The organism is Candidatus Bathyanammoxibius amoris (assembly GCA_024451685.1).
Classification (GTDB): Bacteria; Planctomycetota; Brocadiia; order Brocadiales; family Bathyanammoxibiaceae; genus Bathyanammoxibius; species Bathyanammoxibius amoris.
This window is the reverse complement of record JAMXCW010000001.1, coordinates 158,201-183,548: the sequence shown is the minus strand read 5'-3', so window position 1 is coordinate 183,548 and position 25,348 is coordinate 158,201. Positions and strand designations below refer to the sequence as shown.

Sequence of the window (25,348 nt, the reverse complement as noted above, 5' to 3'; positions counted from 1 at the left end):
AATGGCACTAACCGGACTAGACATCTACAAACTGCTTCCGAAGACAAACTGTAAGAAATGCGGCAGGCCCACCTGCCTGGCCTTCGCCATGCAAATGGCACAGAAGAAGGCCTCACTGGACGAATGTCCCGACGTCAGCGAAGAGGCGAAGAATGCGCTGGGCGCGGCCGCTGCGCCTCCTATAAAGCTGGTTACCATCGGTGCAGGAGACGACCCGCTCAAAATAGGTGAGGAAAACGTACTCTTCAGGCACGACGAGAAATTCTATAACCCGGGGGGCGTAGCCGTCTCCATCAGTGACAACCAGAGTGAAGAAGAACTCTCTGCAAACATAGAGAAAGCAAACGCCCTGACGTTCCACCGTGTCGGTACGGAAATTTCCATAGACCTCATAGCCCTCAAGAATGAGAGCGGCGACAAGGACAAATTCTCGAAGGCGGCGCAGAAGTTAGGCTCCGGAACCAAGCTGGGTATTGTGCTTGTAAGCGACTCAGCGGAGGCCATGGGCGCGGCCCTTGAACACGTGGCCGAAAAGAAACCTCTGGTCTACGGTGCAAACGGCAACAACTATGAACCGATGGCGAAACTGGCCAAGGAAAAAGGCTGTCCTTTAGGAGTGTTTGCCTCAAGCCTCGAGGAACTGGCGGACCTTACTGAAAAGGTCAAGGCCTTGGGAGTCAACGACATCGTGATAGACTACAAAGGTAATGGAGTCAAAGACATACTCCAGGGATTAACTAAAATAAGGAGACTCGCCCTCAAGAAGAACTTCCGTGCGCTGGGCTTCCCTACAATCACCTTCATGGATAATGGCGATCCGTACCAGGAGATAATCTACGCCTCAACCTTTATGGCAAAATATGTGGGCATAGTGGTACTGTCGAGCTACGAACCATGGCAGGTAATGCCCCTTCTCACCGTCAGGGAAAACATATACACAGACCCGCAGAAGCCCGTACAGGTAAAATCACAATTATATGAAGTAGGACAGGTAAACGAGAACTCTCCCGTTATGTTTACCACCAATTTTTCTCTTACGTATTACACCGTTGAGGGTGAGGTTGAGTCCAGCCGCATTCCTTCCTACATCCTCGCAGTAGACACAGAAGGGACCTCCGTCCTTACCGCTTACTCGGGAGACAAACTAAACGAAAAGGTGGTGGGGAAGGCGCTTACTCAGTCAGGAGCACAGGAAAAGGTAAAACACAAGAAACTCATCATCCCCGGACTCGTAGCGGTTATGTCTGAAAAGATTAAGGAGGAAACCGGCTGGGACGTGCTCGTCGGCCCCAAAGAGGCATCAGGGCTTCCTTCCTTTCTTAAGACCTCCGGGGAACATTTAAAATAGCCGGCCAAAAGTGAGGAGGTCATGCCCGGAACAGATTCCTTGCGTCGAAAACATGGAAACGTTTACCACCAGCTCAGCCTGACACCTCGACCAAACCTCACTCCCACTCATCACTATGTCCAAGAAAAACCATACTTTTAAAATCCGTTTCCTTCCCAACGATAAGACAGTCGGGGTTGAACCGGGCACCACCGTGCTGGAAGCGGCACACAAGGCGGACGTCTACATCTCCAGCCTCTGCGGCGGTGTCGCCACATGCGGAAAATGCAAGGTCATAGTAGAAGAAGGGGCCACTGAGAGCCCGCCGTCACCGCTGCTATCAAAGAAGGAAATAAAGAACAAATACGTCCTCGCCTGCCAGGCAAAGGTAGAGAGCGACCTCCTGGTCTCAATCCCCCCCGAGACCAGGATAGAAGCAGGAAAGATACTCATAACCCGGGAAGAAGAGAGGGAAGTAACCCCGGGTATGACACCGGCACTGCTGCCCGGTCTGGAATACAGGCATGACCCGCTGGTAAAGAAACTGCACGTCGAGCTCGAACCCCCTACCATGGACAACAACCTTGCGGATTATGAACGTCTGCTGAGGGCTGTCACGCTCAAAGAGGACGTCGACATGGAATCGCTGGAGGCAGACATCGAGCTCATAAGGCAGATGCCCGATATCCTCAGGAAAAGCGACTGGAAATTAACGGCCACAGTGGCTGAGCACGGCACTATGAGGGAAATTATCAAACTGGAGCCGGGTGACACGACAAGAAATCAGATCGGCGCTGCCGTTGACGTGGGCACGACTACCGTCGTGGTACAACTGCTCGACCTGGCAACCAACCATACACTGGATTCCGAGGCCACGTACAACTCCCAGATGAAGTGGGGAGAGGATTACATACAGCGAATCATTTACGCCACGGAAAAAGGCTCTCTGAAGGAAATGCAAGAAACCATCATAAACGACATAAACGAGCTTATTTCCACCCTCACGTTAAGAAACGGCCTTCACCCGGAAGACGTCTCAGTGATGTGCTGCTCCGGCAATACCGCGATGATACACTTCTTACTGGGTCTCGACCCCTCACTTATCCGCAAGGAGCCTTATATTCCTGTGGCAAACTCCGTCCCCCGGCTGAAGGCCGTAGAGCTGGGGATCAACATAAACCAGGACGGCCTCCTTTATTGTCTTCCCAGCGTCGCTGCCTATGTCGGCGGAGACATAACCGGGGGCGTCGCCGCCATCGGGTTAGACAAACAGGGTCCACTCTCTCTGTTCATAGACATAGGCACAAACGGCGAGGTCGCCCTTGGTAACACGGAGTGGTTGGTATGCTGCTCATCCTCCGCGGGGCCGGCGTTTGAGGGCAGCGGCGTCAAACACGGAATGCGCGCGGCCAACGGGGCCATTGAAAGATTACAGATATCGGAAGATTTCGACGTCAGATACAAGGTAATCGGAGACTGCCAGCCCAGGGGAATATGCGGGTCAGGCCTCCTTGACACCATTGCAGCCCTGCTGCGCTCCGGAGCGGTGAACAAATCCGGGAAGCTCGTAAAGGGTGCCACACCCCGCGTCAGGAAGACGGAAGACACCTGGGAGTTCCTGCTGGTAGAGGGGAAAGAAACCGCCACGGGTACGGACCTCGCAATAACACAGGCAGACATAGAGAACCTCATCCGTTCAAAGGCGGCTGTATACGCGTCGGTTTCCACACTTATTGATTCAATGGGTCTTAACGTCACGGATATAGAGACGGTCTATCTCGCCGGCGGGTTTGGCAATTACCTGGACATCGATAACACAATAACCATAGGCATGCTGCCCGAGATGCCTCCACACAAGGTCTGTTTCGTTGGAAACAGCTCCCTGGCAGGGGCCAGACTCTCACTGCTTTCGAAGGAGGCCTTCGGCAGGGTAAATGAGATCGCCTCAAAGATGACCTACTTCGACCTTATGGGAAATCCGGCATTTATGGACAAGTTTATGTCGGCCAACTTTCTTCCCCACACCAATCCGGACGAATTTCCAAACGTTTACCGCGCGCTCGCAATAGAAAGTGAGACAAAGGATTAGAGGGGTTTAAATCCTTGAGAAAATCCTGTATATTATTATTTTCTGCCCTGCTGTTGTTGCTGTTCTGGCCCGCCGGTGCAGGGGGGCTGGAAGAGGGCAGTAAGGACGACTCACTTGACGCCGTCATAGAGGAGATAGCCCTGGACGTATCAGCCATAAGAGGCATTGAATTCGATGGTCCTGTCCAATACGGCATAAAGACGAAGGACGAGCTGCGCGAGTATCTCAAAAAACTCATAAAAGAAGAGCTTCCGGGAGATAAGCTGCTGGCCGACCAGAAGGCCCTGGCCAAGTTTGGACTTATACCGCCGGATATGCATCTGGAAACCTTCCTGCTCGAATTGTACACCGAACAAGTAGTGGGCTTCTACGACTGGCGGACCAAAACACTGTACCTGATAGACGACATACCGGAAAACCTGCTCAGGCCCGTAATAAGCCATGAGCTGACTCACGCCCTTCAGGACCAATACGTGGGTATAGAAAACCTGCCCATATTCCGGGAGAAAGAGAACGACGACCGTATAATGGCAACACAGGCACTTCTGGAAGGTGATGCGAACTCGGTGATGATAGACTATGCGCTGAAACCCATGGGGAGAGACTCCACCATGCTCCCAAACATCGAGCCGCTTATCGAGGAATTCACGAGCACGATGGGCGGAAGGCTCATGACATCCGCCCCCGCGTTTATAAGAAGCAATGTGCTGTTCCCGTACATAAACGGATTCACCTTCATACAACAATTGAGACAGTCCGGCGGCTGGGCACAGGTGAACCGTCTGCTTGAGCACCCCCCACAGTCAACGGAGCAGGTGCTGCACCCTGAAAAATATTTCGCGGAGGCAGACTCCCCCACAACCATCACACTTCCACAGCTATCGAAAGAGTTGGGAAAGGGATGGACGCTGCTTGGCGAAAATACACTGGGCGAATTCAACACGAGTATGCTACTTGACGAATTTCTTGAAGATGCCCCGGAGACGATCACCTCGGGATGGGACGGGGACCTCTATCAAGTATACGAACATGAACCATCCGGCGAGGTTGCCCTGGTATGGTTCACTACATGGGATGGGCCCGGCGACGCGCAAGAATTCTTTGCGGGTTATGCGTCCGTGCTCGCAAAGAAGTACGGCTCCGAGGGGGTCTCCGGCACCGAACAGTACTCATTGGTATTCACAACGCGGGAGGACGACGGCACCCCTGTCACACAGGCGCATATAGCGCTCAGAGAGAGCGACGTAGTAGTCCTGGACGGGGTTCCCCGGGCGTCTATAGATGCCGTAAAGGCATCGGCATTGAGCAAAGAACCTGGGACAATACGCTGAAGCTGTAGTGGCAGACCTGCCTCCGGCATGGCTCTGACGCAAGGTTTTGCAAAGGTCTTAGTTGTTTCGCAAGGAAGGGATATTTTATGCCATTTACAATCGCATTAGCCGGCAAGGGTGGAACCGGTAAAACCACCATCGCCGCCTTAACTATTCGCTACATGATAGAACAGCTCGGGCAATCGGTGTTTGCCGTAGACGCCGACCCGAACGCCTCCCTGGGCAACGCCCTTGGGGTCGACTGTGAAAGAAGCGTATCCGACGTCCGGGAAGACGTAATCGAGAAGAAATTGGACTTTCCGGCGGGGATGTCAAAGGAGATGTACATAGAATCCAGCATAGAGGGCTGTTTAATTGAAAAGTCTAAGTTCGACCTCCTGGTCATGGGAAGACCGGAAGGCCCAGGTTGCTACTGCTACGTGAACAACCTCTTGAGAAAGTATTTGGACAGTTACGGGAAGTCGTACTCGTTCGTGGTCATAGACAACGAAGCGGGTATGGAACACCTGTCCAGAAGGACCACCAACCGCGTTGACCTCATGCTGGTAGTATGCGAGCCGACGGTAATAGGCGCCGTTACCGCCGAGAGGATAATGAAGCTCTCACGGAAGCTTCCCATATCGATAAAAGAAAGGGCCCTTCTGTTAAACAGGGTGCCCGAAGAAGGTGTAAGCGAGAATATCAGGAAGCAACTGGACAAAAACAATCTCAAGCCGGAGCTTCTCATAGGGTTTGATACCGAAATACTCAAGGCGTCTTCCGATGGGACGTCACTCCTGGAAATACCGGGAGACAACCCTTCATATACGGCGTTGAGCGGGTTTCTCAAGAAACGCCTGACCGCAGAGGTATTAAGTAAATAGCAGTAGGGGCTGAGTCTTCGATATGGTCGTTGACGTCTTTGGCCGATGTATGGGCAATTCATGAATTGCCCTCAAAAAACTTTGCCAAGGAAGAGGAAAAGGAATACTTATGGAGATACCCAGTGTAGCAGAGAACTGGTCCGGTAAAGTGAGGGAAGTCACCATCGGAGCTACTAAAGAAGAAGGTGGCACCCGTGAGAAGGTAGTAAAGGTCGGGGGGGCCGCCAGTGTCCCCTGCATGGATTTTGAGGGCGGCACGGGCAACAAACCGGCGATTGCCATGGACGTGCTGGATATGCCTCCGGAGGGCTGGCCCGAATCACTTCTGGAGCATTATAAGGACGTCATTGACGACCCTGCCAGGTGGGCGGAAAAATGTGTAAAGGAGTTCGGCGCGGACCTTGTCTGCCTGAAGCTGGACAGTGTCCACCCGGACAAGGGTAACAAAAGCCCGGACGACGCGGCCAAGACCGTGCGCTCCGTGTTAGAGGCCGTCAGCGTGCCGCTTATAATCTGGGGGTGTGACGATCCAAACAAGGACAACGAAATCATGCCAAAGGTCAGTCAGGCCGCCAAGGGGGAGAAATGTCTCCTCTACGGTGCTACACAGGACAACTATAAGACCATCACCGCCATATGCATGGCGGACGGGCATAACCTGATTACGCAGGCCCCGGTGGACGTAAACATACAGAAACAGGTGAACATACTCACGACCGACATCGGTTTCCCTGTGGACAGGATAGTAATGTTCCAGACAACGGGTGCCCTGGGTTACGGCATTGAGTATGTCTACTCAATCCACGAACGACAGCGGCTTGCGGCCCTCTCCGGTGATAAGTGGCTCGCGCTGCCAGTCCTCACGAACGTCGGGTACGAATCCTGGAGGGCCAAGGAGGCGAAGGCCGGAGACAGCGAGGCACCGGGATGGGGCCTTGCAAAAGAAAGGGGCCCAATCTGGGAGACCGTGACCGCCACCACTATCCTGCAGTCGGGGATAGACATCATCAGGATGCTCCACCCAAAGGCCGTAAAAGCGGTGAAACAGTGCATCGACGACCTCTACGGCAATGGTGCCTGAGGCGGGCATGGATACTGACATTATGCAGATGATTCATGAGAGAGGAAGGGGAATATGATAGTTGTCGGTGAAAGAATAAACGGTATGTTCTCTAACGTTAAGAAGGCGATAAAGGACCGTGACCCTGCGGCCGTTCATGACCTGGCAAAACGTCAGACAGAGGCCGGGGCAAACTACCTGGACGTGAACGTGGGTCCCGGAGTGGCCGACCAGGCAGAGGCCATGCAGTGGCTGGTCAGCGCCACGCAAGATGCGTCTGAAACCCCGGTATCCATCGACAGCCAGAAAATCGACGTGACAAAGGCAGGGCTGAAGGCCGCCAGCGCCCCCGCGCTGATAAACTCCTGCAAGAGCCTGGAGGTCCTGGACGAGTGGGTGGCCCTCGCCCTTGAGCACAACGCCTCACTGGTATGTCTTACCATCGACAAGAGGGGCATACCCCAGGATATAGATACGCGTCTGGAGATAGCCGCAGGCATCGTTGGAACGGCGATGGAAAAGGGCCTTGAACCGACACGGTTATTTATAGACCCTATACTGTTCCCGGTAAACGTTGACCAGAAACAGCCTGGCTACCTGCTTGAGGTCTGCCGCCAGATAAGTATCATCTCAGACCCGCCACCGCACATCATCTGCGGTCTGAGCAACCTGTCACAGGGAACCAAGGAGAGACCCCTCATAAACAGGGCATACCTTACAATGGCACTCTCGGCAGGACTTGACTCCGCCGTTATGGACGCGCTGGACAAAGACCTGATGGACGCGGCCATAACTACGGAGATGCTCCTTAATAAACATATCTATAACGACGATTTTTTAAAGGCGGCACGGAGCTGACCGGAAAGACGCAAGAATAGGGCGATGTCCGCCACAGGCGGATCGTGCCTGTATATCCTGTGTACCTTTACGTCTAACCCTTATAGACTTTACAATGAAATCTTCCACCACAAAACTGCGGGTCAGATATCCCGAAACGGACAAGATGGGTGTGGTACACCATACCAACTACTTCGTCTATTTTGAAATCGCGCGGCTCGAATATCTTCGCGGCCTGGGCCTGCCATACTCAGAACTTGAAAAAGACGACACACAGCTGGCCGTCCTTGAGGCACACTGCAAGTACAAGGCCCCGGCGCGTTTTGACGACCTGCTGGTGGTGGAAACGTGGCTCTCGGGGATTACCGCCGCACAGATGGAACTGTCTTACAAGATCTACCGTGAAGAGTCCGGCGGCGACACCTCCACCCTCCTGGCGGAGGGCTATACCAAACTGGTCTGCATAGACGAAAATCTCAGGGCGAAACGCATACCCGACAAGATAAGAAACATCCTGCCACTGGAGGACGTCTCCGGCACATAATGCAGGGAGAGGGCTCGCGCCCACACACCATAAGCAAACCAGCCATCTGTTGCGCAGGCCTGTCCCTACGAAAAACTACGAATAGGGATAAGGCTTGAAACTGTCCGTTGAGCACCGCATCATACAACAAAAAAAGGGATGGGCATTTCTGCCCATCCCTTTTGTGTTCATTCACGGACAGACCTAAAGGCCCGTCCTTACAACTAACAGAACTGACTTAGAAGCCTATTACCATCTGCATGTAGCCCCAGTCACTGCTAGCACCACTATTACTCCGCCTTACACCCTGGGTAGCTGGATCCGAGCCAGTCGCCGCAGTATCCTTGAGATAATCACCAGCAAAGAAATGCGAGTATCCCGCCTGCAGGGCAACGTTCTTGTAGAGCTTGTACTTCCAGGTCAGGTCAAGCTCTGTACCCAGATGAGAACTCGGATTCTGGTTGGCAAGGCCATTCGTCGAGTAACCGCGCATCGTAGCCTGACCGGCGTTGTACCAGTTATCATCGGTATCATCCAGCCACATGCCCCATACATCTGCCCAGGCAACCATCTTCTTCATCGGTTTAATCTTTAACTGACCCCTGATAGCCTTTATGTTCATCCAGGCCATCTGGTCCATGTAGCCGTAGTGCTTGTGGTTTGTGGGGTAGAAGTTGAAGAATGTCTCGTGGTCTCCAGAGCGACCGTCATCGTCGCCGGGCGACCAGTCGCCTTCAAGACCGAACCTTGGCTTCCACATAACGTCATGCAGGGTGTAGCCAGCGGCTATATAACCTGCGAACGCCTCATGGTCCTGGTTCTGATACTCACCCCACTGCCCGTGGAATTCGCCGGAATAGTCAAAGGGCTTTCCGACCTTACCCGCTATCCTGCCGCCAACGTCCCATATCTGCCTGTTGCCGCGACTATTTGCCTGTGTATTCGCTAAGCCACCAAGCTGGTTATTATTGTGAAGGACCATCAACGCCAGATTACCATCAGGCACCAGGTTCTTAAGGGTAAACATAGCGCCATAGTTCTGGACGTCATTGGACTTCATTGCCCTTCCCCCCACAGGGACACCTACCGCTGTGGCGCGGGATGTACGCGGGTCATGGGCCAATATAGCAGCAAAGGTCTGGAACGCGTAATCCTCCACGTCATAGAATCCCCTGATGGCGTTAAAGCTGTTGGCTATGTTATGCCATCCGAAGCTGCCAAACAGCCTGTGGTCGCCCCAGATAATCTCCTGGCGGCCAACCCTCATCGTAACCGGGTAGTCGAACAGCTTCCTGACGTCTACATAGGCCTGATGGAAGTCCGTCGTAATCTGGCCCGTGCCGCCCCCGATAGGAGAAGTACCACCCATCCTGGCAGCAGTGCCTCCGGTATTACCCTCAATACCCCAGTATCTGGAGTCCTGGATCTGCAAGAACGCCCTGAGGTGCTCATGGATGTCGGCGTCGATATTGAGCCGAACACGGCTCAATACGACCGTCTGACTGTTGGCGGGCTTACCGAAGTTCGGGAAAATCGGCGCACCACTTCGCCAACCCGACTGACCGATAAGGTCCGTCATCTGAGCGAAGGTGTTGGAATACTCACCCCTGGTCCTCAGATTCATCCCTACACGTATCTTCCGGGCCGCGTTGTTGTAGACGTTGGGGATTATTCCCAACTCTTTCTTGATCTGGTCCTTCAGCGTATCCGTGCCCTGCGTGTTGGCCTGCCTCAGGCCTCTTACTTGTTCCGAGAGTTGACTGTATTCTCTCTTCGAGGCAAGGAGTTCATCATTCTGAACCTGAATCTCATCCTTGCCGTTATTCAAATCCGCCCTCAAAGACTCTACCTCCGCCTTGAGTGACCGAAGTTCCTGCTGCATATCATCTATGCTGGCTGAACTATCGGCGCTGCAAGGCAGGGCGTAAAGAAGCACGCAAGCGCTCCCTAGCAACACCCCCAGGCAGGTCTTTAAACGACCCGTCATCATCGTACGGCCTCCTTTCAAAACTAAAGACACATCCCGCCACTCTTTAAAAAAACTCGTTAACAGGTTCTTGTATATAATCTTTCCCCTACACCCCTCGTTTTACGAAAAAGCAACAAATACAGGCGAGCAACCCCTTCGGTCTGCCGCAACACATCAAAACGAAGGGGATAGGCACACATAGTTTAGTTTACCCCCAGCGCATAAACAAATCAGCAACGACAAGCCCCAAATAGAAGGTTGGGACATTCGACCCCCAGTTCCCGCAGATTCTATTCCTTTCGAGCCGAAATGCAAGAGAAAAGCATTAAAAATTTTAAAACTTTTTTTGCCCAAAAAGTGGGGATACAATGGTTACCCTTAGTGTCTATGTCCACTAGACTTAGGACAAAAACACTTTCTGTCGCCAGGGGCATCTTTAGAGGTTACGCTCCCGCAGTCGCTTGCAACCGGCAAGAAAACATTGAAGGGGCAGGGCATCGCACACCCAGGATGACGTAAGGAAATTGTGGCTAGTATGCAACGACCTTCACAGTCTTAAGACCATTTGGTAGTCGAGATTTCCGACAATAAAATTCGCCAAGACGGAAAGTTCGACCAACGCTGCAGAGATATGGTTGAGGATTTGTGAAGGTTCAGCCGCCTATCTGGCACATAACCGGTTCACCCCGGCCTGAGTGGACCTCTGGTTTCATATGAGATACCTTAATAAACGCCTCGCACACGGCCTTCTCCAGGTCTGGATTCGGCTGTCCGTCTGAGACATGGCCTTCCGCCCTGAGGATGGACTTCAGGTCTATCTCTCCGCCTGAAAGCAGGCAGGCCCTTAGTTTGCCCTCGGAGGTGAGTCTCAGGCGATTGCAGTCTCCACAGAAGGGCTGACTTACTGGAGATATCAGGCCCAGGACGCCCCGGGCACCCTCCAGACGATATAGTTTAGCAGGACCTCTCAACCCCTGTGACGCGGAAACACGCGGCATTTTTTCTGCCCCGGAAGCTGCCGCACTCACAATTTCCAGGGCTCCAATCTTACCGATACGCTCCAGTACCTCCCGACCAGGGACAAATTTTTTCTCTTCAATCATCCTGCACCCAAATGCCATGTACTCTATGAAGCGGACCTCCAGCGGCTTGTCCAGGCTGAGCCGGGCAAAATCCTCTATTTCGTCGTCATTGACGCCGCGCATGACCACCATGTTGACCTTGGTCTGCTCAAAACCCGCACCAATGGCGGCCTCGATGCCATCTATCACGTCTTGAATGTTGCCGCCGCCGGTGATTCGTTTGAAACGCTCCTGCCGGAGGCTGTCGAGGCTGATATTTATCCGCATAAGGCCTGCGTCCCTGAGCGCGCGGGCGTAGCGTTTGAGTATTACCCCGTTTGTGGTCATGGCCAGGTCTTCTACACCGGGGGTCTTGCTCAGTAAGGCGACCAGAGACTTCATGTTCCTCCGGGTTAAGGGTTCGCCTCCAGTGAGCCTGTAGCTCCTGACGCCTAACTGCGCGGCACACCTCACCACCATGGCAATCTCCTCAAAGCTCAGTATCTCCTTCCGCGGCAGGTGATGCACCCCCTTTGGCGGCTTGCAGTAGACACAATATAGGTTGCAAAGGTCTGTTACGGATATCCTGAGGCGGGTTATCTTTCTCTGGAATCGGTCCAACATGATAAATGCCCTCTATGTTTGCTTCGACCGTGTTGGAACGGGTCTTGCTTCTTCAGTGGCTGCTTCTCCCGGCACTCACCCCTGTGGCATGCCGTTCCGTACTTCATATAAATAATATACTATTCCATTTTGCATTATATTACTAGCGTGTCGCCCCAAAATGGCGCGCGCCCTCTCTATCTATTCTGCGTACCGGCACGCCTTCCGGCACAAAACGATATACCCACACATGGGCCTCCGGGCTCTGGTATACGGGCGTAAAATACCCTATCTCCTGTCCGTGCCCCGTGCTAAACGGCAGAAATCTGAGCAGCAACGCCCCCTGCATCTCAGGGTCCCCCCGGTCCTCGAGAAACCAGAGTGTGTAGTAGTCGTCAAAAACCTGTGTGTAATACGTTTCTATGCCCCGGCCTTTCAGCCATTGGGTCAAAAAGACCATGTCGTTTTCAAAGGTGGTGGCAAACCTACGTACATAATGTTTACGGAGCTTTATATACCCGTCGCCGAGGCGGTTTATGTTCTCCATCTCGGGTAGCTCTTCGGCACTGGCCACTATGTAAACGGGCCTGTTCAGCGGGTTGTGCTTCTGCATTATATCAATGGCCGCGGCCTCAGGGGAGCAGAACATCCTGGCCACGTCTCTCAACTTCTCGTCATTCTCCAGCCCTTCCTTTTCTCTAAACCGTTTCAGTTCGTAACGGCGCGTGGCCTCTGCGTACCTCTCATCCGGTACGGGAAACTCCTTGAGAAGGCCCGTGGACGGGCCTGATACCAGGGTCTCTCTTCCCGTGAAGAGCTGCAGTCTTCTGGCGTGGGGCCACCAGCATATAATCAAGGCGTTCTTCTCCGTATCATTCTTTATAAATTCATACGCCTTTATCCACGACGAAGACACCATGGAGGTCTTTATTCCGCGGTCAGCCTCGGTATAGTCCACTGAGTATATAAGCGGTTCGTAGGTTTCACCCTGACCTTGTTGATACCTTACCCTGTATTCCACGCCCAGCAGATCGCCTTTATTGAAGGTCCTCGTTACCTCCTCAAACTGGAACGTGAAGCCCGCGTTGAGCCGTTTCTCATATTTTATAACCTTCTCGATGGGAAATACTGATTCAGGGAGTAACAGTAACGCGAAGTCTTGCGGGTCATACTCCTCGACCTTGATGTATTCATAAAGAGGTTCGGTCCGTGCCAGACAAACCGTAGTTCCAAACAAGATGCCCGCTGCCGTTAACAACAGCGTCAACCCTAGCAAGCGTTTGCGTAACATGGCGACTTTGACCCCTTTCTTGGCCTGACAGTTTACGATTAGTTTAATTCGTGGCGACTGACGGGCGAGTGTTCACTACCAGCTAAACTAACGTGTTATCCATAACAAAGTGCGTAACGAGTAAATCTCTAAACGGACGCATAAGTCTCTCCGCTCCCAAGACCGGCTATATGGATATGTTAAACTTTTTTATCTTTTTATACAAGGTCTCTCTATGGATTCCTAACACGCGTGCGGCCTCGTTCTTATTGCCTTTGGTAAGCTTAAGGGTGTCGCCGATGTGTTGCATCTCCAGGGCTGCAAGCGTACGTTCGCCTGAGAGTTTCATTGAAGGAATCTCCATATGTCCCTCCCGGACGTTCGTAGGGAGGTCATCGGGCCTTATTTCACCGTCTTCGCAGAATATTGTCGCTCTCTCGATCGCATTGGCCAGCTCTCTGACATTGCCCGGCCACGGATATGACACCATAATATCCATTGTTTCATCTGTCACGCGCGGCGCCCTCTTGCTCATTTCAGTAGAAAATTTTTCTAGAAAATGCTCTATCAGGAGGGGTATGTCGTCCTTCCTCTCCTCCAGGGCCGGCATGTTAATGATAACGGTGTTGAGCCTGTAGAAAAGGTCGCTGCGGAAATGTCTTTCCTCTATCATTTCCACAATGTTCTGGTTGGTGGCCGCGATAAAGCGTACGTCTACCTTTATCACATCATTGCCCCCCAGCCTCTCGAATTCGCCCCTTTCAAGTACCCTGAGGAGCTTCGCCTGCATGGCCATGGGCATGTCGCCTATTTCATCAAGAAAGAGCGTGCCGCCGTGTGCCACCTCAAACTTGCCTATCTTCTGTTTATCCGCCCCCGTGAAGGCGCCCTTCTCGTAGCCAAAGAGCTCACTCTCAAGCAGGTTCTCAGGAAACGCCGCACAGTTTATCTTGACGTACGGCTTGGCGTAGCGCCGGCTGGAGTAATGGATGGCGTCAGACACCATCTCTTTCCCACTGCCGCTCTCCCCGATGACAAGCACCGTGGAGTTTGAGAGAGATACCTTTTTTATAGTCTTGACTATCTGTCTTATCAATCTGGACTCACCGATAATGTTCTTGTAACCATGCTTCTCTTCCAGCTGCAACTGCAGGAAACGCGCCTCTTCTTTGAGGGATTTAAGCCTGACTATCTTCTGGATGTTTACCAGCAGTTCGTCAACGTCAAGGGGCTTAAGCATGTATGCGTACGCACCCAGTTTTGTCACCTTTATGGCCGTCTCGATCGTGCCGTAAGCCGTCATTATTATTGTTTCAAGCCTTTCGTGCTTCTCCTTTATTCTTTCGAGGAGTTCAACACCGTCCATGCCGGGCATCCTGATGTCAATCAGGGCTATGTCGAACTCCTCTTTCCCCAACATCTCCAATGCCGCACGCGCGTTCTTCGCCACTGAGACCTCAAAGCCGTTCTCACAAAGTATGTCACTGAGGGTTTTAAGGAGGTTGGTCTCGTCGTCGACTATCAGGATTTTGAGCTTATTTTCCATCTCTTCTTACTACTTCTCCCTCCAGACCTCTTCCCCCGTTGTTGTCGGGTAGAGTCTTGAACGCGTTTATAACCCTGGGGTAGGCAACCACTCTGAGGAATAATACAATCCGTCTGGTTTTTATAGACCTAAACATAACACGGCCCATTGTTTGAAAATATACAAGTTTGGGAATATACAAAATAATAACACAGCCAAACAACAGGCTCAAGGGGAAAAGTGTATAAAAAACCGACACAAAAAAATTATTATCAATAAAACACGACACTGTTTCCCCAGAGGTCTTAAAACACAAAACCACGCTAAATCTTCTCTACGTCAACATAAGTAGAGTTGTAAGCGGCATTTCCGCCAAATGCCTGTATGTGGTCGGGTATTAGTACGTTGACGCCTCTGCCACCGGTGAGCCGGGGCCAGATTCCTCCGTATGCCAGTGCTACTCCAGGGCTTACGTTATCCGTGAGTTTGACCGTCATAATGAGTTCGCCCAGCCCGTTCTTGAGCCTTACCCTATCGCCGTCGGCTATCCCCCTGGCCTTCGCATCGTCTTTATTAAGAAGCACCCCGGTCTCTACCTCTTCCTGCCATACGTTGTGGAACTGAGAGCGGGTGACGTGCATCTCGTTGGCGGTTATCAACTGGAATGGATATCCCCCCGTATCGTCTTCATAATAACCGGGGAGCGGCGGCAGCCCGTCCTTCTCAGCCAACCGGGAATAAAACTCTATCTTGCCCGAAGGGGTGGGGAAACGGTCCTGAGGCATAACGGCCATCTTTAGAAACCCCTCTCTACGCAGGTCATTGAGGGAAAAATCTATTGCAGGGCTCCTCTCCATGAACTCTTGCAGGATATCTTCTTCGGGCGGGTACAGTTCCCCTGCGTTAAGCCCCATGGCCCCGGCAAGCCCTTTAAACGCCATATAATTGGGCCTCGCCTCACCCGGCGGCGCTATTGCCCTCTCGTTTACGGATAAATAATTGTGGTAGTAGCATGTGTGGACGTCAAAACTCTCAAGGAAACTGGTGGCCGGGAGCACGATGTCCGCATAGTCACACGTATCGTTCAAGAACAGGTCATGGACGACTACAAAGACGTCCTCGCGGGCCAGACCCCTCCGCACCAGCTCCTGGTTGGGCAGGTTAACCGCCGGGTTCGTGTTGAACACGAATAAACCCTTCACACCGCCTTCCTCAAGTATCCTGCCCAGCAGTGACATGTTGTAGCTCTTCCTCAACCCTTTGGAAAACTGTGTGCCCTGCAGGAAACCCAGGTCCACCTCCCTGTCGGTGTTGCTGTACTGGACACGAAGAGAGCCCGCCAGAACGGGGAGCAGCGCTATGGCCCTGGCCGCCTCACCCCCGTAGAGGTGCTTCTGCGCCCCAAACCCCAGGTGAATAAAATTTGGCCTGAGTTCGACCATGTCACGCGCAAGCTGGACGATATCTTCTTTTGAAAGGCCCGTTGTCCATGCGACCCTGTCCAGCCCGAACTCCCTTGCGACCGTGGCAAACTTCTCAAAGCCGTGCGCATACCGTTCCACCGACTCCCTGTCATAGAGGTCGTTTGTTATCAGGTAATTCGCCAGCCCCAGTGCGAGCGCGCCGTCTGTGTTCGGCCTGATGGGGAGGTATTTGCCAAGGTCTTTTGCGGTCTTTACCGGGTCGATAAGATAAAACCTGGCGCCGTTGCGCACCGCCTTCTTTGCCATGTTGTAGCCGTGGAGATTGCTCCACGGACCGTTAAGCCCCCAGAAGATTATCAGTTTCGCGTCGAGGATTTTCTCCGGGTCGATACCCCAATACCCGCCGTATACATAATTAAGCGCCATCCTCCCCGCAAGCGCGCACACCGTAGGTTCGCCGTGTCCCACACCCAGCGCGTTAAAGACCCTCTGGGAGGCGTGTGCCGCCAACAGGCCCATGTGGCCGAAATAATGAAAGGGCAGGACGGCATCGGGCCCGTGTCTGTCTATTATCCCCCCGAACCTTTCCGCAATCTCTCTGTACGCCTCGTCCCAGCTTATACGCCGGAACTTGCCCGACGATCCCTTGGGGCCGGTCCGTTTCAACGGATAGAGCACCCTCTCCGGCGAGTACACGAACTTCAAGGCGTTCTTTATCTTCCAGCATATAAAACCCTGTGTGACCGGGTGCTTCGGGTTACCCTCGAGCTTTACCGCCCTGCCGTCCTCAACCGTGGTGAGGATGGAACAGGTGTCATAACAATCCCTGGGGCATGTTGTCTTTACAATCATCTGTTAACCAAATTTGTAGGGACAGACCTTCCGGTCTGTCCGTTCGCGGGCAGGTTGCAAATCCGCCCTTGGAGGGTGCCGCAGGGCTTTAGCCCTGCGGTTGGCACGGATCTTTAGCCGTTAGCCGTACCGCTTCCCAATCTTCTCAATCTTATCAATCACCCTGAGGACAAGGCGTCCGGTGGTGTCAAAACCCTCTAGCTCAAGCTGGTCTATACCGTCTTTGTTGGTGTGCACTACCCGGGCCTTTTTTGAGATAGTCGAGAGCGTAACGGCATTAAAACCCTCGTAAACAAGAGGAAAATGGTCGGCCATGACACCCAGCACCACGGGCGGAGCCTTCACCTCAAGCCCCTCCTCTTTGCCCGCCTCCTTTACCAGCCTTGCGAAATCTCCCTGCCCCCTTGTGAACGTGAGGTGGATGCCTATCTTGTGGGTGCAGTATATGCGGCCATTAAGACCCACACCGTCGAGGTTGATAAAATAACAATTACCTTTATCATCCACAGCGTCGTCGGTAAGCGACTTCGTCAGGTGAAAGGCGCCGGCAAGCGCCTCTTCTTCGGCCCCCGTTGCCACGAAGGTTATGTCCACGTCTTTAAAAAACTCCGGCTCCCGGCTGACAATCTCGGCCAGATGGAGGAGCGTTCCCACGCCTGAGGCGTTGTCAATGGCGCCCGGCGAGTAGTTCCCCTCTACCATAGACAACAGCAGGATGCCGGAAAAATTTACCAGACAGTACGCGGCGTAGAGCCATCCGCCGGGACTGCCCCACACCAGCGCGGCAAGGATGTAGTGGCCCAGTATGTATATACAGCCGAAGTAGAAGACCCCTATCAGCACCATCCTGTAGATGAGCGGCAGGCTCTGGCTCTTTGAGTCGTAGTGGGCCAGGATGTAGACATGCGGTCTTTTACTCGTACTGCCAGTGGCCGTCGTCGCGACTATATTCCTTGACTCCTGTCTGCCGGAAAAAGGCAGCTTCCTGAAGAGAAGCCCCCTGACAGTGGCAACAAACGGTATGCCCGACATGAAGCGGAGCACGAGAAAGAGCATGAGCGCTACCGCCACGCCCGTAAGGAACGGGTTAACGTAAAACAAAAAGAACACGAGGAGAAGTGTGACCAGTATGGACAGTATGGTCAGCTTCATGAACAGCTTGAGCGCGGTGGAAAAACTGAACGGGTCCTCACGCACGTCAAACCCGAACCCCCTCAGCCTGTCGGTTATATACCCGACGGCCGCGGCCTCCCCCGGCGAACCCGTCTTGCGGGGTCCGGCAACCGCGCACGCATACTCGTACGCCTTTCGCGCGTCAAACGCCGTCATGTCCATCCCTTCTTCAGTTTTATGGTCATAAACACGCCGTCTGTATGGATGTCGCAGCCGCCGAAGCTGCTTGCCCCCGCCATCTCCTCTATCTGCGCCATCGAGTAACAGCTCATCCTTATCTCCCTCCACATTCCAAAGCGGAGCCACAGCCGGCCAAAGAATCCGGCCTCAGAGAGTTTAGTAATTTTCTCCAGAAATTCTTTCCACTCCTCTTTGGAACACTCCTTGTTTGGGTCAAGCACCCATGCCTGGCCGCCGGGCCTCAGTACCCTGTACATCTCGTCTATTACCCCGGCCGGATTCTTCCAGTGGTGCAGGGCGCCCGTGCTTATTACCATATCGTAGCTGTTATCCTCAAACCTCATACCGGTGGCGTCGCCCGGCTCAAAGTGGAGTCTGTCCGATAGGGCCGCCTCGCGGGCGTTACGTTCGGCTATCGTTATAAAATTCTCCGCGATGTCAACTCCGTCCACACAGACCTCTTTATTCCTCTTCGCTATCTCTATGGGCACGTAGCCGGGTCCCGTGCCGACGTCCAGTATCCTGCCCGATTTGAGCTCACGTGCCACCGCCTCCACAAATCCGCGGTAAAGCTCGGGGGTTATCTTTCCGGCAAGGACGTCATAGCGGTCAGCAACCGCGTTGAACGCGGTCTCGCGTCTTAAGAGACCCGTAACCCGGGTAAGAACGCCCATGCCATCTCCTTACATTATTAATTAATCCAAAGCCCGCAGGAAGACCGCTTAGACTAATGTCCGGGATCGGAGTTTTTTTCGGCAAAAACAACCGGAAGGATAGCAGATATGGGAGGGGATTTATAGGGGAAAAGACGGAAGGGTGGCAAAACGTTATAAATAGATTTAATTCTAATTGTTAAAATCTAGTGGGAATTCATTAGGCACATTTCCATGTTGCCTAGCTGCATCATGTAAATCAATTATACATTGATAACGTGTGGGTATAATGGCTGGCTTTGAAGAAAAGACACTTGTAGTATGTCGTTGCGGATCGTCTTCATCATCGCGTCCATAATGATGCGGATGATTTGTAAATACTATTAGGTTAAACAAATCCTTGCCATCTTTAGATGCTTGCATCTTATCTAGGATCCTCTGAAATTCCTTCGAGGGTTGTTGCCCTTTGTATACCTGTTTAGCGTTACTTGGGGGTAAATTCGTATCAACAAAAATGACTAAGGGAATATCTGCACCCTTTTTGATTGCCTTGTTTATGAGTGAAGTTACGTCTAGCTTGATTTCGTTATTCGCTTCACGTATTCCTGGATATCCAAGTATCCCTTTCCTATGCTTACTTTTAGCTTCCACAGCTATTTTTTGACCAGTTTGTTTATGTGTTGCAATGAACTCGGGATGTTTTTTGCTCCTGTCCTTCTCGTCCTCAAATTCTATTGAAAATCCTGCTCTTCTACATGTTGCAGTGGCAAATAACTCATGCCGCGCACCTTGAAATTGGTCAGGTATTTTCAATCTTCTTATAATGTCGTCTTGTAATACTTGATTATCTCTAAGGACATATAAGTCATACGCCAGTAATATATAGGCAGAAAATGCGCCATTAGGAACTGCTTCATAGATACCTTCTGAATTAGGCTTTTGCTTTTGTTGGAAACGACACATAGCGTCATACCATTGCATAATTTGATGTCTTTGTTCAAGAGGCTTCTTTAATTCTGCATTACCCCAATCGCTTCCCAAGCGTGTTTTAATGTAATACAAAAGGAAGCCCGGAAAGCTTTTCCAATTCTTTCCGTAATGAAGTTCACTCCCAACGGCAACGAATTTATGTCCTTTGAAATCAGCGTGAATTATTGGGCGAACTTCACCATACTGTCTACGCCTCTCATTCTCTTGATCTTGAGTTTCTTGAATCTTTCTGAGTATCTCAGGAGGAATAGTCTGCGAAGAGGGGGTTTTGGGTTTTAAATAGCAGCACTTTTTATACTTTTTCCCACTTCCGCATGGGCAGGGGTTGTTTCTGCTAATCTTCATTTAATGTACCTTTGTGACTAGAACCAAGTAGCTTATCCTTGGGGTATCTTTAGAATTTCTTCCAAGGGCTAAGTGGGGAAGCTAGTGTCATAAAAAATAACCTAGCCAAGTTGAGAGAGGAACAAGGTGCAGTTAAAAAAGCTGTTTAGGCTGGTTAACATTACGCTTAACAAAATCCCTACAGGCAAAGCCTACGTCTTTAGCCGTTTGTAATCAGCATTATTTTGCTTTGCCCATTCCTTAAATGCCTTGTCCTGTTTCTTTTCAGCACCGATCAATTCCCCCGTGTCTATCTCTCTTATTGTGGGTGTTCCATCTGGTTTCTTCCAGGAAACATCCGGTATACGGCCAGCAATTTTTGGCGGTTGTTTGTGTCCCGGCAAAGCAACCTTAACTCCTCGAGCTCCATGAGCTTTAGCATTCGCAGCAACCGCAGCAACTTTCCTATCGTGGGTTTCTTGTCCTTTTTTAAATTTTTTGTGAGCCATATTTTAATTCTCTTCCGCTAAAAAGGTAAAAGGGTGTTTGTTAGATACACCCACCATATTGCTACATATTGTACCATAATAAGCTAATTATGCAATATGTTGTATTCTAAAACAAAACACTATGTGCAGGCATAATCTCTCTTGACAACCTTTACATAATATGGTACAAACGTACCATATGGTAACAAGAACCCTTACAAAGGCACAGACCAGGGCATTTGAGTTCCTGAAGAAATATATTGAGGAAACGGGTTACCCGCCGAGTATACGGGAGATGAAGGACGGGCTGGGGCTGGCCAGTCACAGCGCCATCCAGAACTGTTTATCCGCCCTTGTGGAAAAGGGCTACATCCGGCGTTCAAGTAAGGCACGGGCAATCGAGTTCTGCGAGTCTCTGGGCGCGGGCAGACCGGTAACCCTCCCCCTCGTAGGCCATATCAGGGCTGGCGCACCCCACCCGGCCATAGAGGACGTGGAGGAATATGTAGCCGTTGATAAATCTTTTACGGTGGGGGGTGGCAACTTCCTACTTAAAGTAGAAGGGGACAGTATGGTTGAGGCCCACATAGAGGACGGCGACTACGTGGTGGTAAGGCCCCAGCCCACTGCGAATAATGGCGACATCGTGGCCGCGCTGATAGACGACGAGGCCACCGTGAAAAAATTCTACAAGCGGGGCAGGGAGATAAGGCTTGTGCCCGCAAACCCCGCCTATAAGGACATAGTTATCGGGCCGGGGCAATCCAGCGTCACCGTGGTGGGTAAGGTAGTGGCGGTTCTGAGGAGTTTATGAGGGGAAAAATTCTACAGCAGCAGCAGCAGCATCCCGGTGGAGAGCGACACAGTGATTGCCCCGATTAACGAGCGCGTCAAGGTTGGCGCGGTATTTGGAGACGGCGAGAAGATAAAACCCGTGTGGTTCAAATGGAACAGCAGACAGCACCGCATCAAGTCCATAACCTACACCTGGACAAGCCGTCAGGGAAGGGCGGTTATACACCACTTCTCCGTGACCGACGGGGCGAACCTCTACGAGCTGCTGTACAACACCGAAAATTCCGTATGGGAACTTGCAAACGTGGAAACCGGATGAACCGGAAACTGTTTATAACTAAAACGGAGGAACTGAATGGACAGAGATGAGTACGGTTTGGGCTGTGATGCGTCGTCGGCCTTTTGTGTGTTCTGGACGACGGTCGTCTTTATTGCGGTCCTGATAGTGTATCTGTTGCAAGGGGTGGCCCATCAAATCTAAGGTCGTTACATCATAGACCGAATGGAGCCTGTTTATTATGAAGAAAAATAAAGTTATTATGCACGTAGACATGGACGCCTTTTTCGCCTCGGTGGAGCAGCGGGTAGACCCGAGGCTGAGGGGCAGGCCCGTAGCCGTCATCGGCTCTCAAAAGAGGACCGTAATCAGTACCGCCTCCTACGAGGCCAGGGCCTTCGGAATAAAGACGGGCATGACCAGGGGCGAGGCAAAGAGGCTCTGCCCGTGGCTTATCTTCGTCCATGCAAATAACCAGAGATACACCGATACCTGCACCCGGCTGGTTAAACTATATAAACAGTACACCCCCCTTGTAGAGGTGTATTCGGTGGACGAGGTCTTTATGGACATAACGGGCGCCGCGGGGCTCTCTAACGGGGCGGCAGACATGGCCTCGGAGATAAGACGCCGGATTAAGGACACTTTTGGCCTTACCTGCTCCATAGGCCTGGCCCCCAACAAGCTCCTCGCGAAACTCGCAAGCGGCATGAAGAAGCCGGATGGGCTTGTGGTAATCCGTAACCGCCGGGAGGCGGGAAAAATCCTTAAAGACCTGCCCGTCGGTGACATTACCGGTATAGGGCCGCGGATAACAAAAAACCTCGGTGAGATGGGCATAAAGACCTGCGGTGAACTGGCAGGCACACCGGTAAGGACGCTGAAGAAGAGGTTCGGCGTGGTGGGCGAGAGACTCCACCTCATGGCGCAGGGCCTCGACGACAGCCAGGTCGTACCCGTGGACCGGGAGCCGGACGTAAAGTCCGTTGGCCACAGCACCACCCTGAACAGGGACGTCTATAACCCCGAAACCCTCGAACGTCACATCCTCCAGCTCTCGGAAATGGTGGGCAGGAGGTTGCGGCGCGGACACTACCTCGGCAGGACGGTCACCCTTACCATCCGCTACTCGAACTTCCACACCTTCTCCCGGAGAAAGACCATCGGGGAGTATCTGAACGACGGGTTTGAGATATGCCGTCTGGCCACGTCACTCCTTAAATCCTTCAAGCTGAAAAAACCGGTGAGGCTGGTGGGGGTGAGCGTGAGCGGTCTGGTGAAAATAGAACAACCGCCGCTTTTTAAGAAAGACCGGAAGGAAAAAGACCTTATCCACGCCGTAGACTCGGTAAACGACCGCTACGGCGAGTTCACCCTCGCCCGGGGAAGGCTGCTTGAGCCCGTTAACGGCAACGGTAATGGTAACGGCCATGGCAGCAACGGTAACGGCGGCAACGGCGTCATCTCCCCCGCCTGGCGCCCAAACGGTGTGAAGAGGGTGGAATATTAAACAAAGTTATCGAAGAACAAATGGCAAGACCATGTATTTATGAGATTTCCATCGAGACTTTCCTTAAGACAACTCGGCGAAATATGGAGAAATACAATAATCTCGGCATGTTCTGGTTGCCCATTATTGAAGCACGTGCCGCGAAACATTCTCATTCGGCTGAAGATTGCCTGCTGAATCCGATATTTTGTTGGTCTTATCTAAACACAAAGGAAAGGCTCGGAAAACTAGAAAAGGAACTGAAAAAACTCGAGGAAACACTTACTTCCGATGATTTTAAGGACTATCATAATGACCTTGCGAAGGAGATGATTACTAAGGCATTAGAAAACGAGGTACATAATCGGATGTTGGATGCTAGGGCTGAAATTCGTGGGATGCTTCATTATGCAGAGTCAGGCCACTCTATTACCTTAGAACCCAGACAACCAAAAATAAAAACTCCCGATTTCAACGCCTGTTCTAGTGATTCTAATATTGCCGTAGAGGCCAAATTCCTCCGTCACCCTGATAAACTTCGTGAATACCTTATGAGATGGTGGGCTGCCGCAGAGGCTATAAGCGGTACAAGGCCACTGGGGATAGCTCCTTATATTAAATTTAAATGGAAACCCATAAATAGTAAGAATGATCTTAATTTAGATGAAATTGAAAAATTGAAACAATTTTTTAGATCGGTTTTTATTCAACACAAGCTAAATGGGTCGCTATCCACAGGAAGAATACAAATTGAGTATTCTCCAGATAATAGCTTGTCAGTGTCAATAAGGCCACTTGGAACAATAGAACAGAATGCCAAACACCCCGTTGACCTATTGATAAAGAAAATGAGGGTAGATATTGAGGATCGAGCTAAAGACCAACTCAAGCAGGCTAGAGAGAGCGGGATGCAAACAGCTTGTTACCTTCTTGTTAATATTACGAGCGATATAGAATTTGAATGGCCAAAAAATTACAATAGTGCTAAGCAGACCTTAAAGGAAGAATATAGTCGGCAAGAGTTAGAAATCGTAATTGAAGAAGTGGAATATTTATAATTAAGATATAGAAAAGGGTGGAATACTGAAACGGATTGGAGAACATGGAGACCGAAAAAACCGTTAAGTGAAAATGAGACCTCTGAAAAAGTCTCTTAACACCGTGTTGTCATTGCGAGCCGAAGCCCTGAGCGCAGCGAAAGGGCAGCGAAGCAATCTCACGTTTTTCGGTAAAAACGATTTACGAGATTGCTTCGTCGCTTTAGCTCCTCGCAATGACAGTTTTGTCATGCATTCTTGCAGTGATCTCGTTACATGAAAAACATCTAAACAGACATAAATCATCAGAAAAAACTACTTGAAAATAGCAGTCCAATAGCTGATAGTCCTCGCAGAGACAGCCGCAACTTCCGGTCCCGGATTACAGTACCGCCGGGTCCGCATATTCAACAGGGGGTTGGAAATATGAAATGTTTCGGAAAAACGGGAAACCGGGTGGTCCTATTCTTCCTGACAGGGACTTTTTTCCTGGTAGTTCTTTCTTATTTGATTATGTTTGAGGGCTCAAACACCGGCAATAAAGTTGTTGCTGCGGACATGGACCTGGACCAGAGATACGCGTCATTGGCCAGCTTCCGCCAATTAGTCCGCGCCGTTGAACAATGCAACCGTAATATTCAAAACAACACCAGTGCGTTGCAGGACCTCAAAAAGCAGATTAAAAACGATTCATATACTATGTCCCGGATAATAAAAGAAAACGCGCAGAGGTGTAAAAAGCTCGAGGACAAGCTGACCTATGAGCTGGAGCCCAAGGTGCGCAAGATTGAAAAGGCGCTTGCGGCTGTGGCACAGCGCCTGCCGCGACAGGGATACTAAGTCACACAACCCGGCTGAACCAGCGAGAACTGTTTACAGTTTCCACCCGTCATATCCCAAGGCCTTTTCGTTTTTCTTCGATGTGGTTGAGCCTCTTGCGGGATGCGGCGACGGGGTCTCCCTCTATCATGAGCCGGGCGCTGCCCTGTCCGTCGCTGTACATGTTTTTTCACCACAAGGAATACAAAGAGAGGATGGTGACCCCTACGGGATTCGAACCCGTGTTCTCAGATCGAAAATCTGATGTCCTGGACCGGGCTGGACGAAGGGGCCACGATAAACCGCTGATACAAGTGAGGGCAGGAGGGCTCGAACCTCCGACCTACGGCTTAAAAGGCCGTTGCTCTACCAACTGAGCTATGCCCCCC

General features: G+C 51.6%; 22 protein-coding genes and 2 tRNA genes. 13 read left to right on the top strand and 11 right to left on the bottom strand.

Annotation, left to right across the window (positions count from 1 at the left end; translation table 11 throughout):
* The first annotated feature begins 1 nt into the window (after nucleotide 1).
* From acsC to NOU37_00890, 7 genes are all read left to right on the top strand, one after another.
* A complete protein-coding gene (acsC, locus tag NOU37_00920; GenBank protein MCQ4573800.1) occupies nucleotides 2-1,348 on the top strand; it encodes an acetyl-CoA decarbonylase/synthase complex subunit gamma in 1,347 nt (448 codons plus the stop codon).
* 115 nt (nucleotides 1,349-1,463) lie between these two features.
* Nucleotides 1,464-3,416, top strand: a complete 1,953-nt coding sequence (locus tag NOU37_00915; GenBank protein ID MCQ4573799.1) for an ASKHA domain-containing protein — start codon at nucleotides 1,464-1,466, stop codon at nucleotides 3,414-3,416.
* Between the two features lie 14 nt (nucleotides 3,417-3,430).
* Entirely contained in the window at nucleotides 3,431-4,747 is a 1,317-nt protein-coding gene (locus NOU37_00910) for an astacin family metallopeptidase (GenBank protein MCQ4573798.1), read from the top strand.
* An 86-nt stretch (nucleotides 4,748-4,833) separates the two neighbouring features.
* Nucleotides 4,834-5,610, top strand: coding sequence for an AAA family ATPase (locus tag NOU37_00905; protein ID MCQ4573797.1), 777 nt, complete (start codon nucleotides 4,834-4,836; stop codon nucleotides 5,608-5,610).
* Between the two features lie 109 nt (nucleotides 5,611-5,719).
* Nucleotides 5,720-6,691: a CO dehydrogenase/acetyl-CoA synthase subunit delta gene (gene cdhD / locus NOU37_00900; GenBank protein ID MCQ4573796.1), complete on the top strand. Its 972-nt coding sequence runs from the start codon at nucleotides 5,720-5,722 to the stop codon at nucleotides 6,689-6,691.
* A 54-nt stretch (nucleotides 6,692-6,745) separates the two neighbouring features.
* Nucleotides 6,746-7,528, top strand: coding sequence for a dihydropteroate synthase (locus NOU37_00895; GenBank protein MCQ4573795.1), 783 nt, complete (start codon nucleotides 6,746-6,748; stop codon nucleotides 7,526-7,528).
* Between the two features lie 94 nt (nucleotides 7,529-7,622).
* Nucleotides 7,623-8,051 carry an acyl-CoA thioesterase gene (locus NOU37_00890; GenBank protein ID MCQ4573794.1) on the top strand — a complete coding sequence of 143 codons (429 nt, stop codon included), beginning with the start codon at nucleotides 7,623-7,625 and terminating at the stop codon, nucleotides 8,049-8,051.
* Between the two features lie 217 nt (nucleotides 8,052-8,268).
* Here NOU37_00890 and NOU37_00885 read toward each other — a convergent pair whose 3' ends face one another.
* The 9 genes from NOU37_00885 to NOU37_00845 all read right to left on the bottom strand — a co-directional run bounded on the left by NOU37_00885 (nucleotide 8,269) and on the right by NOU37_00845 (nucleotide 20,563).
* Nucleotides 8,269-10,020, bottom strand: coding sequence for an alginate export family protein (locus NOU37_00885; GenBank protein ID MCQ4573793.1), 1,752 nt, complete (start codon nucleotides 10,018-10,020; stop codon nucleotides 8,269-8,271).
* A gap of 632 nt (nucleotides 10,021-10,652) precedes the next feature.
* Nucleotides 10,653-11,684, bottom strand: coding sequence for a GTP 3',8-cyclase MoaA (gene moaA / locus NOU37_00880; GenBank protein ID MCQ4573792.1), 1,032 nt, complete (start codon nucleotides 11,682-11,684; stop codon nucleotides 10,653-10,655).
* A 142-nt stretch (nucleotides 11,685-11,826) separates the two neighbouring features.
* Nucleotides 11,827-12,954: a hypothetical protein gene (locus NOU37_00875; protein ID MCQ4573791.1), complete on the bottom strand. Its 1,128-nt coding sequence runs from the start codon at nucleotides 12,952-12,954 to the stop codon at nucleotides 11,827-11,829.
* A 166-nt stretch (nucleotides 12,955-13,120) separates the two neighbouring features.
* Complete coding sequence (locus NOU37_00870; protein ID MCQ4573790.1) at nucleotides 13,121-14,479, bottom strand: sigma-54 dependent transcriptional regulator; 1,359 nt, start codon at nucleotides 14,477-14,479, stop codon at nucleotides 13,121-13,123.
* 302 nt (nucleotides 14,480-14,781) lie between these two features.
* On the bottom strand, nucleotides 14,782-16,734 hold the full coding sequence (locus tag NOU37_00865) for a molybdopterin-dependent oxidoreductase (protein MCQ4573789.1): 1,953 nt from the start codon (nucleotides 16,732-16,734) through the stop codon (nucleotides 14,782-14,784).
* 120 nt (nucleotides 16,735-16,854) lie between these two features.
* Entirely contained in the window at nucleotides 16,855-18,063 is a 1,209-nt protein-coding gene (locus NOU37_00860) for a M28 family metallopeptidase (protein ID MCQ4573788.1), read from the bottom strand.
* Complete coding sequence (locus NOU37_00855; protein ID MCQ4573787.1) at nucleotides 18,060-18,761, bottom strand: class I SAM-dependent methyltransferase; 702 nt, start codon at nucleotides 18,759-18,761, stop codon at nucleotides 18,060-18,062. The genes NOU37_00860 and NOU37_00855 overlap by 4 nt, the downstream gene beginning before the upstream one ends.
* Nucleotides 18,762-18,932: 171 nt before the next feature.
* Entirely contained in the window at nucleotides 18,933-20,075 is a 1,143-nt protein-coding gene (locus NOU37_00850) for an SEC-C metal-binding domain-containing protein (protein ID MCQ4573786.1), read from the bottom strand.
* 191 nt (nucleotides 20,076-20,266) lie between these two features.
* The gene (locus NOU37_00845) at nucleotides 20,267-20,563 is read right to left on the bottom strand and encodes a hypothetical protein (GenBank protein ID MCQ4573785.1); all 297 of its coding nucleotides are present in this window, start codon (nucleotides 20,561-20,563) and stop codon (nucleotides 20,267-20,269) included.
* A gap of 178 nt (nucleotides 20,564-20,741) precedes the next feature.
* Between NOU37_00845 and lexA the strand changes: the two genes are divergently transcribed.
* The 6 genes from lexA to NOU37_00815 all read left to right on the top strand — a co-directional run bounded on the left by lexA (nucleotide 20,742) and on the right by NOU37_00815 (nucleotide 24,980).
* Nucleotides 20,742-21,356 carry a transcriptional repressor LexA gene (gene lexA / locus NOU37_00840; protein MCQ4573784.1) on the top strand — a complete coding sequence of 205 codons (615 nt, stop codon included), beginning with the start codon at nucleotides 20,742-20,744 and terminating at the stop codon, nucleotides 21,354-21,356.
* 36 nt (nucleotides 21,357-21,392) lie between these two features.
* Nucleotides 21,393-21,656, top strand: coding sequence for a hypothetical protein (locus tag NOU37_00835; GenBank protein ID MCQ4573783.1), 264 nt, complete (start codon nucleotides 21,393-21,395; stop codon nucleotides 21,654-21,656).
* A 36-nt stretch (nucleotides 21,657-21,692) separates the two neighbouring features.
* A complete protein-coding gene (locus NOU37_00830; GenBank protein ID MCQ4573782.1) occupies nucleotides 21,693-21,818 on the top strand; it encodes a hypothetical protein in 126 nt (41 codons plus the stop codon).
* 37 nt (nucleotides 21,819-21,855) lie between these two features.
* Entirely contained in the window at nucleotides 21,856-23,124 is a 1,269-nt protein-coding gene (gene dinB, locus NOU37_00825) for a DNA polymerase IV (GenBank protein ID MCQ4573781.1), read from the top strand.
* 83 nt (nucleotides 23,125-23,207) lie between these two features.
* Nucleotides 23,208-24,161, top strand: a complete 954-nt coding sequence (locus tag NOU37_00820; protein MCQ4573780.1) for a hypothetical protein — start codon at nucleotides 23,208-23,210, stop codon at nucleotides 24,159-24,161.
* A gap of 405 nt (nucleotides 24,162-24,566) precedes the next feature.
* A complete protein-coding gene (locus NOU37_00815; GenBank protein MCQ4573779.1) occupies nucleotides 24,567-24,980 on the top strand; it encodes an ABC transporter permease in 414 nt (137 codons plus the stop codon).
* A gap of 195 nt (nucleotides 24,981-25,175) precedes the next feature.
* On the opposite strand, the gene NOU37_00810 is transcribed toward NOU37_00815, so the two are convergent.
* Nucleotides 25,176-25,253: transfer RNA gene (locus NOU37_00810), tRNA-Glu, on the bottom strand.
* A gap of 21 nt (nucleotides 25,254-25,274) precedes the next feature.
* Nucleotides 25,275-25,347: transfer RNA gene (locus tag NOU37_00805), tRNA-Lys, on the bottom strand.
* Nucleotide 25,348 lies beyond the last annotated feature (1 nt).

Bases quoted from the DNA above. Each gene is read 5' to 3' on its own strand.
- acsC (MCQ4573800.1), top strand. From the start codon at position 2: ATGGCACTAACCGGACTAGACATCTACAAACTGCTTCCGAAGACAAAC.
- NOU37_00915 (MCQ4573799.1), top strand. From the start codon at position 1,464: ATGTCCAAGAAAAACCATACTTTTAAAATCCGTTTCCTTCCCAACGAT.
- NOU37_00905 (MCQ4573797.1), top strand. From the start codon at position 4,834: ATGCCATTTACAATCGCATTAGCCGGCAAGGGTGGAACCGGTAAAACC.
- cdhD (MCQ4573796.1), top strand. From the start codon at position 5,720: ATGGAGATACCCAGTGTAGCAGAGAACTGGTCCGGTAAAGTGAGGGAA.
- NOU37_00895 (MCQ4573795.1), top strand. From the start codon at position 6,746: ATGATAGTTGTCGGTGAAAGAATAAACGGTATGTTCTCTAACGTTAAG.
- NOU37_00890 (MCQ4573794.1), top strand. From the start codon at position 7,623: ATGAAATCTTCCACCACAAAACTGCGGGTCAGATATCCCGAAACGGAC.
- NOU37_00885 (MCQ4573793.1), bottom strand. From the start codon at position 10,020: ATGATGACGGGTCGTTTAAAGACCTGCCTGGGGGTGTTGCTAGGGAGC.
- moaA (MCQ4573792.1), bottom strand. From the start codon at position 11,684: ATGTTGGACCGATTCCAGAGAAAGATAACCCGCCTCAGGATATCCGTA.
- NOU37_00875 (MCQ4573791.1), bottom strand. From the start codon at position 12,954: ATGTTACGCAAACGCTTGCTAGGGTTGACGCTGTTGTTAACGGCAGCG.
- NOU37_00870 (MCQ4573790.1), bottom strand. From the start codon at position 14,479: ATGGAAAATAAGCTCAAAATCCTGATAGTCGACGACGAGACCAACCTC.
- NOU37_00865 (MCQ4573789.1), bottom strand. From the start codon at position 16,734: ATGATTGTAAAGACAACATGCCCCAGGGATTGTTATGACACCTGTTCC.
- NOU37_00860 (MCQ4573788.1), bottom strand. From the start codon at position 18,063: ATGACGGCGTTTGACGCGCGAAAGGCGTACGAGTATGCGTGCGCGGTT.
- NOU37_00855 (MCQ4573787.1), bottom strand. From the start codon at position 18,761: ATGGGCGTTCTTACCCGGGTTACGGGTCTCTTAAGACGCGAGACCGCG.
- NOU37_00850 (MCQ4573786.1), bottom strand. From the start codon at position 20,075: ATGAAGATTAGCAGAAACAACCCCTGCCCATGCGGAAGTGGGAAAAAG.
- NOU37_00845 (MCQ4573785.1), bottom strand. From the start codon at position 20,563: ATGGCTCACAAAAAATTTAAAAAAGGACAAGAAACCCACGATAGGAAA.
- lexA (MCQ4573784.1), top strand. From the start codon at position 20,742: ATGGTAACAAGAACCCTTACAAAGGCACAGACCAGGGCATTTGAGTTC.
- NOU37_00830 (MCQ4573782.1), top strand. From the start codon at position 21,693: ATGGACAGAGATGAGTACGGTTTGGGCTGTGATGCGTCGTCGGCCTTT.
- dinB (MCQ4573781.1), top strand. From the start codon at position 21,856: ATGAAGAAAAATAAAGTTATTATGCACGTAGACATGGACGCCTTTTTC.
- NOU37_00820 (MCQ4573780.1), top strand. From the start codon at position 23,208: ATGGAGAAATACAATAATCTCGGCATGTTCTGGTTGCCCATTATTGAA.
- NOU37_00815 (MCQ4573779.1), top strand. From the start codon at position 24,567: ATGAAATGTTTCGGAAAAACGGGAAACCGGGTGGTCCTATTCTTCCTG.